General features: G+C 45.0%; 9 protein-coding genes. 5 read left to right on the top strand and 4 right to left on the bottom strand.

The features are described from left to right. The first annotated feature begins 223 nt into the window (after positions 1 to 223). The 5 genes from DPF91_RS16575 to DPF91_RS16555 all read left to right on the top strand — a co-directional run bounded on the left by DPF91_RS16575 (position 224) and on the right by DPF91_RS16555 (position 7,022). Entirely contained in the window at positions 224 to 1,063 is an 840-nt protein-coding gene (locus DPF91_RS16575) for a 23S rRNA (adenine(2030)-N(6))-methyltransferase RlmJ (protein ID WP_117235559.1), read from the top strand. A 199-nt stretch (positions 1,064 to 1,262) separates the two neighbouring features. Continuing rightward, positions 1,263 to 2,618 carry a glutathione-disulfide reductase gene (gene gorA, locus DPF91_RS16570; protein WP_117235558.1) on the top strand — a complete coding sequence of 452 codons (1,356 nt, stop codon included), beginning with the start codon at positions 1,263 to 1,265 and terminating at the stop codon, positions 2,616 to 2,618. Between the two features lie 224 nt (positions 2,619 to 2,842). Then, positions 2,843 to 4,162, top strand: coding sequence for a serine/threonine-protein kinase (locus DPF91_RS16565; RefSeq protein WP_117235557.1), 1,320 nt, complete (start codon positions 2,843 to 2,845; stop codon positions 4,160 to 4,162). Next, positions 4,137 to 4,733, top strand: coding sequence for an ECF-type sigma factor (locus tag DPF91_RS16560; protein ID WP_117235556.1), 597 nt, complete (start codon positions 4,137 to 4,139; stop codon positions 4,731 to 4,733). Before DPF91_RS16565 ends, DPF91_RS16560 begins: the two co-directional genes overlap by 26 nt. Positions 4,734 to 4,850: 117 nt before the next feature. Next, positions 4,851 to 7,022 (top strand): putative Ig domain-containing protein, encoded by a 2,172-nt coding sequence (locus DPF91_RS16555; RefSeq protein WP_117235555.1) that lies wholly within the window; start codon positions 4,851 to 4,853, stop codon positions 7,020 to 7,022. A gap of 38 nt (positions 7,023 to 7,060) precedes the next feature. Here the strand turns inward: DPF91_RS16555 and DPF91_RS16550 are convergent, their stop codons facing one another. From DPF91_RS16550 to DPF91_RS16535, 4 genes are all read right to left on the bottom strand, one after another. Continuing rightward, entirely contained in the window at positions 7,061 to 7,963 is a 903-nt protein-coding gene (locus DPF91_RS16550; protein WP_117235554.1) for an SPOR domain-containing protein, read from the bottom strand. 252 nt (positions 7,964 to 8,215) lie between these two features. Continuing rightward, the gene (locus DPF91_RS16545) at positions 8,216 to 9,154 is read right to left on the bottom strand and encodes an ABC transporter permease (RefSeq protein WP_117235553.1); all 939 of its coding nucleotides are present in this window, start codon (positions 9,152 to 9,154) and stop codon (positions 8,216 to 8,218) included. A gap of 2 nt (positions 9,155 to 9,156) precedes the next feature. Continuing rightward, positions 9,157 to 10,134, bottom strand: coding sequence for an ABC transporter permease (locus DPF91_RS16540; protein ID WP_117235690.1), 978 nt, complete (start codon positions 10,132 to 10,134; stop codon positions 9,157 to 9,159). A 247-nt stretch (positions 10,135 to 10,381) separates the two neighbouring features. Then, positions 10,382 to 11,935, bottom strand: coding sequence for an ABC transporter substrate-binding protein (locus tag DPF91_RS16535; RefSeq protein ID WP_117235552.1), 1,554 nt, complete (start codon positions 11,933 to 11,935; stop codon positions 10,382 to 10,384). Positions 11,936 to 11,946: the final 11 nt, after the last annotated feature.

The following is an 11,946-nucleotide window of genomic DNA, read 5'->3' as shown; positions in this document are numbered from 1 at the left end:
GATTGATTTACTCATAGCTCTCTACGTCATTCCCTACAGTGAGGAACGAACGAGATAGGGAATCTCGCTTTTTAAGCCAAAAAGAAAACCAGTTCGTCTTTGTTATTTTTATTTCGTCTTAGATAGTAAATATAGGTATGTTCAGCAATTTTCAATAGTGGCGTATAATCAGGCTACTTATCTAGAACAATAATACGCCCTTCGGACGTTTTGAGAGACCAATTTGCTTAGTTATCGCCACAGCTTTCACGCTGGCAACCATGCCGACGTTGTAAAACACATCGTTCAAAGCCTTATCCTTGATTCACTCAAGCAGAAAGATAAGCCATTTGTTTACCACGATACGCATTCTGGTGTGGGACGCTACGACCTAACTCACGAATGGTCAGAAAAAACCAGCGAGTACAAGCAAGGAATCGCTAAGGTTTGGCAACAAAGTGACATTCCAGCAGAGATCCAAAGCTACCTAGACTCTATCAAAGTGCTAAACAACGGTGACAAGCTACGTTACTACCCAGGCTCACCTCGCGTGGCTCGCGCTCAATTGCGCGAACAAGATCGCATGGTACTGACAGAATTGCACCCTGCAGATCACCCGCTGTTGGAACAAGAGTTTCACCGAGATCGCCAGGTGAAGATCTACAAAGAAGATGGCTTCCAACGCCTGAAAGGTAGCTTGCCACCTAAAGAGCGTCGTGGGCTTGTGCTTATCGACCCACCTTACGAGTTGGCAAAAGAGTACCGCGATGTAGTAACGGCTATCGCGCAAAGCCACAAGCGCTGGGCAACGGGCATCTACGCAATTTGGTACCCGGTGGTGAATCGCTACGATATCGAAGACATGCTCGAAGGCCTGGAAGGTTTGGGCATTCGCAAGATCCTACAAATTGAGCTTGGTGTTTCACCAGACACTAACGAGCGAGGCATGACAGCATCAGGCATGATCGTGATTAACCCGCCGTGGAAACTAGAAAGCCAAATGAAAGAGATTCTTCCTTTCTTAAAAGAGGCTATTGCACCAGCAACAGGCCACTGGAAAGTGGATTGGATCGTACCTGAATAATGGTATTTGAGATGAAGCGCCTGCTTCGTCTTATCGTTATTTGTCATTGATATGCTGACTTTTTCTCATTGGGAATAAAATCAGAGTCGAATTATCATGGATGACAAGGATAGCTCAGAGTGTAGATTGAGTTTGCTCAAACTCATCCCAATATACTCAAGAAGCAAACAAATAAATTAATAAGCTCTCGGAGAAAGTAATGGCAACGCATTTTGATTACATCTGTATTGGTGGTGGTTCTGGTGGTATTGCATCAGCAAACCGTGCGGCTATGTACGGCGCTAAAGTAGCACTCATCGAAGCTCAAGACCTTGGCGGTACTTGTGTGAACGTGGGCTGTGTTCCTAAAAAAGTTATGTGGCACGGTGCTCAAGTTGCTGAAGCAATGAATCTATACGCTGAAGACTACGGCTTTGATGTCGACGTTAAAGGTTTTGACTGGAGCAAACTGGTTGAAAGCCGCCAAGCATACATTGGTCGTATCCACCAATCTTATGACCGTGTTCTAGGTAACAACAAAGTAAACGTAATCAAAGGCTTTGCTAAGTTTGTTGATGAGAAGACTGTAGAAGTAAACGGTGAACACTACACGGCAGATCACATCCTGATCGCAGTCGGTGGTCGCCCTACCATTCCAAACATCCCAGGTGCGGAATACGGCATCGATTCAAACGGCTTCTTCGATCTAAACGAACAACCAAAACGCGTAGCGGTTATCGGTGCGGGTTACATCGCGGTAGAGATCGCCGGTGTTCTTCACGCATTAGGCACTGAAACACATTTGTTCGTGCGTAAAGAATCGCCGCTGCGTAGCTTCGACCCAATGATCATCGAGACATTGGTTGAGGTAATGGAAGCAGAAGGCCCTACACTGCACACCCACTCTGTTCCAAAAGAAGTGGTGAAAGAAGCAGATGGCAGCCTAACCCTCCACCTAGAAAACGGTGAGAGCCAAAATGTTGACCAACTCATCTGGGCAATCGGCCGTCATCCAGCAACGGATGCAATCAACCTTGCTTCAACAGGCGTTGAAACCAACGACCGTGGTTACATCAAGGTAGACGAATATCAAACGACTAACGTTCCTGGTATCTACTGTGTTGGTGACATCATGGAAGGCGGTATCGAACTAACGCCTGTTGCGGTAAAAGCAGGTCGTCAGCTTTCTGAGCGCCTATTCAACGGCAAGACGAATGCGAAAATGGACTACGAGCTTGTTCCTACTGTTGTATTCAGCCACCCACCAATTGGCACTATCGGTCTTACGACTCAAGAAGCTGAAGAGAAGTACGGCAAAGACAACATCAAGGTTTACACTTCAGGTTTCACTGCAATGTACACAGCCGTGACTAAGCACCGTCAACCTTGCCGCATGAAACTCGTATGTGCTGGCGAAGAAGAAACGGTAGTTGGTCTACACGGTATCGGCTTCACTGTTGACGAAATGATTCAAGGCTTCGGCGTAGCAATGAAGATGGGCGCAACCAAGGCAGACTTCGACTCTGTAGTGGCTATCCACCCAACTGGCTCTGAAGAATTTGTTACTATGCGTTAATGCCTTTCCCCATCTGAGATGGAGGAAATGCCGATAATAAAATGCCACTCAACTGAGTGGCATTTTTTGTTTGCATTGGAACTGAGCGCGTTTCAATCATCCTTGAGGCAGTTTTAATCGTTAATGAGGCTTTAAAATAAAAATTTATAAAAGTTACTAAATCGATAATGGGTCGTTTTGAAAATCCAATAGAATTACGCCCAAAAACACCTAGCACCTAAATCGTGTATACCGTCAGTAAACAATTCACCATTTTCGCTTATCATTTACTCGGTTTGCCAGAACATGAGCAGCGTCATGCTCTGCAAAAACTGCGAAACAAAAGCACCGCGCTATATCGAAAACTAGCTCCACTCATCGAGCTTTCAAACGCCCCCTCTGTCACTGACGTGATAGGGCATGCAGCTCAACAGTTGATGGAACCTAAGCAAGACCTTAACAATACCATCATAGACAAATACCTTCTTACTCATGAGTTAGGGAGAGGTGGCATCAGTGTTGTATACGCTGCAAAGCGTGCCGATGAGACCTTCGAACAGAATCTCGCCATTAAGTTAATTCAACCTTCTATCGCTCGCACCTTGGGGACCAAGCTGTTATTCAAAGAAGCCCAAACACTAGCCCAGCTCAATCACCCACACATTGCAAAGGTATTTGATGGGGGATTTTACCAAGATTCAGTCTATATCGTGATGGAGTACGTTAAGGGGTGTACGTTAAACGAGTACATCAATACCTATGACTTGAGCCGAGCGAAAAAGCTAAAGCTGTTTATACAGATAGCCTCAGCGATACATCACGCTCATCAACAAGGTGTCATTCACGGCGATATTAAGCCCGAGAATATTCTGATTGATTCCCAAGGTTTTCCCAAGATACTCGACTTCAACCTACTGAGTGGTTCTGCCGCTCTCTCATCAGCCATTTCAATTTATACACCGGGTTACGCTAGCCCTAATCAAGTCGATGGCAAATCGCCTACTCAGTGTTGTGACATATTTGCTCTCGGAAAAATATTGGACTTATTGTTTACAAGTAAAAGCCACTACGACGACATAAACTGGCTCATAAACAAAGCTCTACAAAAGACCACAACTTCCTACCCAGATCTGGCATCACTGCTCAAAGATGCTAAGTGTATATCGGAAAACTTACCCATATTAGAACGCTCAAGGAGTCCCTTCTATCGTGCCCTAAAATACAGCCAACGTTATCCTTTACTATGTATTTTTACCTTCGTTTTAGTCTCTAGTAGTTCACTGTTGGTCTCGTCTATTGTGAGCCAGAGTGAACGAGAAAAACGAATATCTGCCCAGATAACCCAGCAACTCATACACACAATAGCGGGCCTCCGGGCAACACAAGATAATCAGGCACGTGTTAGCTCAATCCTCAAACGAACCCGAGAGAGTATTCGCCTATCTTCAGACATACCACCAGCGACGAAAAGCATACTACTGCGTTCGTTAGCCCCTTTGACTCTAAGCCAACAGAACTCCCAAAAGGTAAGCAGAAAAAGTGAACGAAAACCCACTCAATCTTGAATCCATTATTCTGCAATGGAAACTCGGAAGTAAAGAAGCAGAACATCAACTATATCAACTCGCTTACGCCCATCTACATAGGCTCTCCAAGCAGGAAAGGGCTCGAAATGTCCACAAGCATGGCTGTGATAGCCCTGTTTTTTGGGATGGTACCTGTAACACGACCGCACTCGTTCATGATGCCTACCTAAAGCTGTCTCAATCCGACACCACTCTTATTGAGAACACTCGCGATTTCATGCTGCTCATCGTCAAAATTATGCGCCAAATCTTAATTGATAACGCCCGCCACCATTGTGCGCAAAAACGCCAAAAAGCCATTGAAAACCATGAGCAACAGAAAAGAAGCTTTGAGCAGTTAATCGTTATGGATAAGGCGATAGATAGTTTTAGTGCCAGCTACCCACGTCAATCAAATGCCTTGAAACTGCGGTACTTTGGCGGAATGAAAAATCAGGAGATCAGCCAAGTTCTCGGTTGTAGTACTAGCTTGGTTGAGAAAGACCTCAAGTTCTCTCGATTTTGGTTAACACAGAAGCTCAACCCCACTCAAAAACACAATGGTTTATAAAAAAGTTTACGGATTTTTCGCGCAAATACGTGCCTTGTACAACTAGATACATAGAGTTAAAAAAACGCCGGTTTTAATTTCACCTTAATAAATTACTCTTCGGAGTAGGGATAAATAATGAACAAGGTAGCTTTATTAACGGCGTCAGTGGCTCTCATACTCGCAGGGTGTGGTAGCGAATCCTCAAGTCCTACATCACCGGACAAACCAAGCCCTTCCACTCAAATCAAAGCCATCGATGGCTACCTAGTGGGGGCCGAAGTCTGGGTGGATATGGATGATGACCAATTACTTAATGAGAATATAGACAAAAAGGTTGGTATGACGACTACGGGAGGTAAGTTTTCACTCCCAGAAGACCTGCAAGATCACTTTGTGTTTATCAAAGCAAAAACGGGTGAAACCGTCGATGAAACTCGTGGTTTGGTCGAGAAAGATTTTGCCCTTGGCGTAACGCCTGGTGGCAAGGTGATCAACCCGATGACCAACATGGTGGTAGAGCAGCTCAATCAGGACGTAACATTAACTGTTGAGCAAGCACAGTCCAAGGTTGTAGAAGCTCTAAACAAGACTGGTCTGGATACCACCTCAAAACTAATCTTTGGCGATTATATTGCGGATGACAGTGAAAAAGCTCAAGCGCTCAACATCATCGGTGAAACGCTCGTTGATCACGCTGATAAAGATGTAGACATACAATTAGAGATTGCGAATAAAGTAGCTGAATCTACGGTAGATATCATCAACGATGACAGCAAAGACTTAAAAGGCTTCTCTCCTAAAGTCGATGTCTCAAAAGATGGCGTCATCGAAGTAAAAGAGAATAATCGCCCTATCCATGACCTAGGCGATAAGTTAATAGCAATCGAGCCGATTGAACTAGGCACTGCGTGGCAAAGCTACGATGCATCACAACACTTTAGTGATGCAGATGGCGATACTATGACTTACCAACTTAAAGAGTTGACTCATCAGCTTAACGGCTTAACTATCGATAACGATTCTGGGATAATCGACGGCACATTGGAGCAAGCGGGTACTTTCATTTATCAAGTATTTGCCAAAGATACTCATAAGGCGGTTTCTTACCCAATCAGTATCAAGGTCACCGTAACCTCCCCTAACTCAGCACCAACACTAGATACTGAAATTGAATCAGCCCTCAATACTGAAGTAGCCAACTGGTATCTACAAGAAGGTGAAGTGTTCAATGAAACGCTCAATATCGCCGATCTGTTTACAGACTCTGATGGCTATATCAAAGTGGTAAACGTGGAGTTTGAGAATGTAGTTGGCGGCCTAACAAAGCGTGTTGATAGCCACAATCTACAAATTACCATCTCTGGTACACCCGTTTCTGCCACTCAAGAGCAAGGTAACATCCTGATCTCGGTAAAAGATGACCAGGGAGCACCTGCCGGAGAGACGGCGACCTTAACACTACCAATCGTTGAGGAAGGAACTCCTGTTGAGCCACCTAAACCAAGTGGTATTGAAGATACCTACTTCTACCAGCTAGCCCTTGAAGGATTTGATTCCTCAAATACAGGTGTATCATGTGAAGTACGCTACTTTGATTCACAAAGCCAACAGCTGTATGGTCATAAGCGCTCACTGGAAAGTTTCCGCGGATGCCCAGAAGTTAATACCTCACTACGTCCGAGTGAGAACCCTAACTTCGAGTCTCTAGGCGCTTATACTACCGATGATGATGGTGGGTTTACGCTCTTTATGGAAGAAGATGGTGAGAGCATGTCTGTTCGCTACTTTGCTCAGAAATATAACGGTTATTTTGTTTTCAAAAATGCGTACAAGAGCAACGATGAGAACATGAATGAACTTCATGCAGCATACACAACGGCAGATCCACTCAACCAGATCATTGCTCAACAAATTACTAATGGTGTTGTGGAAGATGTCTGGTCAGAGGGTGCACTTCATTTCATCGACAATGAAGGCAATATCAACCATATGGATGTTGACGGTGCTATGAACGATGTAGATTCGAGTTGCAGTGGCAATATGTGTGAAGGCGGAGTATCAGATGCAGACCTACACATCAAAATGAGCTGCGACAACGTAAAATCTATCTATGACTTTACGGCAGATTTCTCAATATCAGACTCGCCTATGATGTGGAATGTTCAGTATTTCGATAACGGAGATTCATGCAGCATCGATTTCACCTCCGAGGCTAATATTCAGCCTGGTATACACACGCTCTATGGTGAAGTAAAAGAAACACAACAAGGTCGTTACGAAGATATTCTATTTAGCTTTGAAAGATAGATAAAACCAAGCCCGAGATTCTCACCTCGGGCTTTACCTTACTTCACACACATCACATTCAGCAATGAGGTACCTTTGAGCTGGTTCACCTTACCGCTGGTAAACAAGCCTTTTTTATCTAAGCCCCAATACGGTAGGTGCATTGGCCATTTATCGCGCTCCATGACCCTAGAGTCGATCAGCGTTTTCCATTGCTGTTCAGTTGCGAGCTGCATTCCAACACTCGAACATGCCTCAGTAGCTTGAGGGTAGTCCATACGATTCCATGGAAGTTCATGCTCCATATAGAACTGCTTGTTATCGACTGCGTAAACGACTGAGTAGGTATTGCCTCGCAACTCTGCGGTGCGACGGATGGACAGCGGTGAGTCTCCATTCGTCTGTTTCATTATCGGTGCTGGTATTGGCTTGGCCACAGGTTTAGGGCTCAGCTTTGGCTGAGGCTTAACCTTTGGAACAGGCTTCGGTGCTGGTTTGGTTGTCACCTTGGCGACTTTCTTAGGTTCCGCCTGCTTTGGCTTACCATCCACCTCTCGAATGAAGGATTGCTTGTAAGCGCTTTGTTTTTTTACTGCCGCCAGATCTTTAGCCGCTTCTGAATGCATCTTGTATGGGCCAATCAAGCAACGGTAACCTTTATTTTCCGGCTTCATCCACACATCTGACGATATCTGATCATAGAGCGCTTTTGCTTTGGCTAACGCCAATGGCTGATTGAACACACCACATTGGATCCAAAACAAGCCTTCTTGTTTGCTTGGTTTACGCCCCCAAAGTCCGTCACCAATCGGGCAAGACTTTGACAGCATCGGTAGTTCATTGTCAGATGCCTGAGTCGCATCACACAAGAAATCGGAACCTTGATCTGCGGTCGCAATACCAGGAAAGACCAAACAGGTCGCTCCAATCAAAGGCAGTATCGATTTAAGTTTATGAATCATGACAACATCTCTAGAATAATTCTGATTATTTTACCGTATTAGCATCAATAAAATGTGAACAGCAATAAGAAATACGATGCTAAATCATATTTAGTTTAGGTAAGTTCTAGCGTAACAATCTATCTAGTAGATCACTAATTGACATTAATATTAGTGAAATCAATTCACTAGGGCGAGATAAAAACAACAAAGGGCTCCGAAGAGCCCTTTATAATTCAGTTTAGGTCACCCTTAACCCTTAACCCTTAACCCTTAACCCTTGTAGATTTTAGGGTTAAATACATCACGTAACCAGTCACCCAGTAGGTTGATTACCAGTACCAAGGTAACAAGTACGATGCCAGGGAAGGCAGTAATCCACCAAGCGCCAGAGAATATATACTTAAAACCAATGCTGATTAGGGCTCCTAGTGATGGTTGGTCAACTGGAAGACCCAGACCAAGGAACGATAGTGCGGCTTCAGACATGATGGCGTTCGCTACCTGTACTGTAGAGATAACCAAGATTGGAGACAGACAGTTAGGTAGGATATGGCGGAACATGATACGTGGCGCTTTGAAGCCCATCACACGTGCCGCTTCGACGTATTCTTTCTTCTTCTCTGCCAATACCGATGCACGGATAGTACGCGCATATTGCGGCCATTCAGCCACACCGATGATCACTACTAGCATCACGACCGCATACTGACTGTAAAAGTCACTACCGAAGCTCGCCTTAAAGATGGCCGACACAATGATCGCAACCATCATCGTAGAGAACGACAACTGAACATCAGCGAAACGCATTAGGAAGCTATCGACACGGCCACCAAAGTAACCCGCAGAAAGACCAATAATGATGCCCAAGAATAGCTGTAGTGCTACCGCGAAGAAGCCAATCGTCAGTGATAGGCGTGAACCGTACAAGATAGTCGATAAAATATCACGACCCTGCTCGTCAGTACCCAATACAAACTCGGGTTCACCACCATCCATCCAAACAGGAGGAAGCTCAGAGTCCATAATGTCGATAGACGTCAGATCGTATGGGTCTGTTGGTGAAATGATTGGGGCAGCAAGCGCCAACACCAAGAACACCAGAAATACGCTAAAGCTCGCCATCGCAACTTTATCGCGCTTAAAGTAGTACAGAAAATCTGACTGTTTAAATTGCTCCCAACGAGAAGGAGCTTTTGCTACTTGTTCCATGATTATGCTCCTTTGCCTGTTAGGTTAACCGTTGGGTTGATGATGCCGTATAGCAAGTCAACAATGGTGTTGGTCACAACGAAGATAAGACCAACAAAGATTACGTATGCCGTGATAAGCGGCGTATCTACACGGTTAATCGCTTCTAGGAAAAGGAACCCCGTACCCGGCCATTGGAAGACCGTTTCAGTTAGGATGGTGTATGCCACCATGGTACCAATCTGAACACCACCTACCGTCAGTACTGGCAGCATGGTATTTTTCAGTGCGTGTTGGTAGTAAATTTTATTTAACGCTAAGCCTTTTGCTTTACCGAACTTAATGTATTCCGAGCTCAGCACCTCAAGCATCTCTGAACGAACCAGACGAATAAACAGTGGCAGCATGATAGATGCCAAAGCAATACACGGAAGTACCAAGTGACGCAAGCCATCAATAGTAAAGAAGCCAGACTCCCACCCTAGTAGATTGGTCGTTTCTCCTCGGCCATAAGATGGCAGCCAACCCAACTCAATCGAGAAGACGTACATCAGCATAATCGCGGTCAAAAAAACCGGTATAGAAATACCAACGCTACTAAAGGTCATCACCACTTTGGTGAAAAAGCTCTTTGGATGGATCGCCGAGTAAACTCCTAGAGGTATAGATAAGCAGATAATAATCAGAGTCGCGCCAAATACGAGCTCTAGCGTCGCCCCTAGTTTATCTAGGATCACGTCCACAGCTGGACGCTTGAAGAAGTACGAAGTACCTAAGTCACCTTGTAGCGCAGCGCCTACAAAGCGAGAATATTTAGTAATGAAGGGATCATTCAGCCCTAGCTCATCACGCAGCTCTTGACGCTCTGCTTCAGAAACCGACTGACCAACAAGCTCACGTAACGGGTCACCCAGGTTATCCTGAATGGCAAACGCCACCAAACTGATCACAAACATCACTATCAGTGCCTGAAACAGGCGCTTGACCAGAAACGAAAACATTTCTTGCCCCTTAATCTTTCCATGATTTTCAATCTTTTTGGCGCATCTGTGTTCAATGGCCAAACCATTTTCAGTCTCAAAAATGGTACCCAGCCCGACTGAAACAAAGCTAAGTACCAAGAAAATGACAACCATCACCTCTGACGTTTTCGTCAGACACTCAATGAGGTTTTGTTAGCTTGAGTGCTAGCAGAGGTGGCTTATCACCACCTCTGCTAGTAGTAAGGTTGTTTGTATTAAGTATCAGTTACTTAACAACTAGGTCACCGAAGTATGGGAAGTTCATACCGTTAACGATTGGACCGATTTCTACGTTGCTCTTCGCTGCCCAAGAAGGATCCTGCCAGTGTAGAGGAACGAATGCTGCTTCATCGTAAAGCGTCGCTTCTACTTGCTTCAGCATTGCGCTACGTTTTGCTAGGTCAGTTTCTGAGTTAGAATCCATAACCAGCTTGTCAATTTCTGCGTTTGAGTAGTAACCACAGTTGTATTGACCTTTACCTGTTTCAGCATCACGCGTCATCGCTAGGAATTCAGTGAAGTTTGCTGAATCCTCTGTATCAGGGTGCCAGCCGATCATTAGCATGTCTGCTGCACACTTATCGAACTCAGGCCAGTATTGCGCTTTAGGCATCGTCTTCAGATCAACCTTGATACCAATCTTAGATAGCATTGCCGCAGACGCTTGAGCGATCTTGTCATCGTTTACGTAACGGTTGTTTGGCGCCATCATAGTTAGCGTGAAGCCATCTTCGTAGCCCGCTTCCTTCATCAGCTCTTTTGCTTTCTTAAGGTCGAAACGTGGTTTCAGGTCTTCATTGTAACCCGCGTAGCCTACTGGGCTCTGCTGACCTGCAGGTGTCGCTGCACCCTTCATGATGCGCTTAGCAATACCTTCGTTGTTGATTGCGTGAACGATCGCTTGACGAACACGAACATCTTTAAGCGCAGGGTTGCTGTTTTGGTTCATTTGGAACGTAATTACGCGAGTACCAGGCATAGTGTACAGCGCGATATCGTCAGCCTTCTCAATACGAGTGTAATCGTTTGGAGATACTGGAGCGATCATGTCTACACCACCAGAAAGAAGCGCCGCAACACGTGTTGCAGATTCTTTGATTGGTACAAGTGTTAGATTTTCAACGTTACCTTTGCTTTCTGTATCCCAGTAGCCGTCAAAGCGCTCAAACTCAACCTTAACGCCTTGCTCACGTGTTTTAACAACGAATGGGCCTGTACCAGATTGGTTCGTTGAAGCAAACGAGTTACCGTGCTTCACGATTTCACCTTTATCTTTACCATCAGCTGTTGTACCTGAGTAGAACTTGCTGTCCATAGGGAAGATATAGGTTGCTACGTTTTCAACTAGAGGGTAAGTACCGTCTGTTTTTACTTCAACCGTGTAGTCATCTACTTTCGTTAGAGAAAGTAGTGGGCCAAAGATACCTTTGAAATCAGGAGAAGATTTCAGACGCTCGAACGTCCACACTACGTCGTCTGCAGTGAAATCATTACCTGAGTGGAACTTAACGCCTTCGCGCAGTTTGAAACGCATTGTTTCGTTGTCTACACGTTCCCAAGATTCTGCTAGACGAGGTTCAAATTCCATATCCTGCGTAAAGCGAACAAGTGGATCGAATACCATGTGAGATAGCTGCATTGTGCCGCCAGACAGCTGCTCTTGAGGATCAAGTGATACTGGGTCAGCATCGTAAGCAACTGTAATGTTTGCTGCTGCAGCGCTAAAGCTTAGGCCTGCAGCCATTAAGGCAACTGCTAATTTGCTTTTCATGGTTTTCATTGCATAACTCC

It is taken from the genome of Vibrio maerlii (assembly GCF_003415655.1).
GTDB classification, from domain to species: domain Bacteria; phylum Pseudomonadota; class Gammaproteobacteria; order Enterobacterales; family Vibrionaceae; genus Vibrio; species Vibrio maerlii.
Note: the sequence above shows the minus strand (reverse complement) of the source record. Positions and strands in the feature narration are given on the sequence as shown.

Coding starts and splice junctions, on each gene's coding strand:
- DPF91_RS16535 (WP_117235552.1), bottom strand. CDS start 11,935: ATGAAAACCATGAAAAGCAAATTAGCAGTTGCCTTAATGGCTGCAGGC.
- gorA (WP_117235558.1), top strand. CDS start 1,263: ATGGCAACGCATTTTGATTACATCTGTATTGGTGGTGGTTCTGGTGGT.
- DPF91_RS16550 (WP_117235554.1), bottom strand. CDS start 7,963: ATGATTCATAAACTTAAATCGATACTGCCTTTGATTGGAGCGACCTGT.
- DPF91_RS16545 (WP_117235553.1), bottom strand. CDS start 9,154: ATGGAACAAGTAGCAAAAGCTCCTTCTCGTTGGGAGCAATTTAAACAG.
- DPF91_RS16555 (WP_117235555.1), top strand. CDS start 4,851: ATGAACAAGGTAGCTTTATTAACGGCGTCAGTGGCTCTCATACTCGCA.
- DPF91_RS16540 (WP_117235690.1), bottom strand. CDS start 10,134: ATGTTTTCGTTTCTGGTCAAGCGCCTGTTTCAGGCACTGATAGTGATG.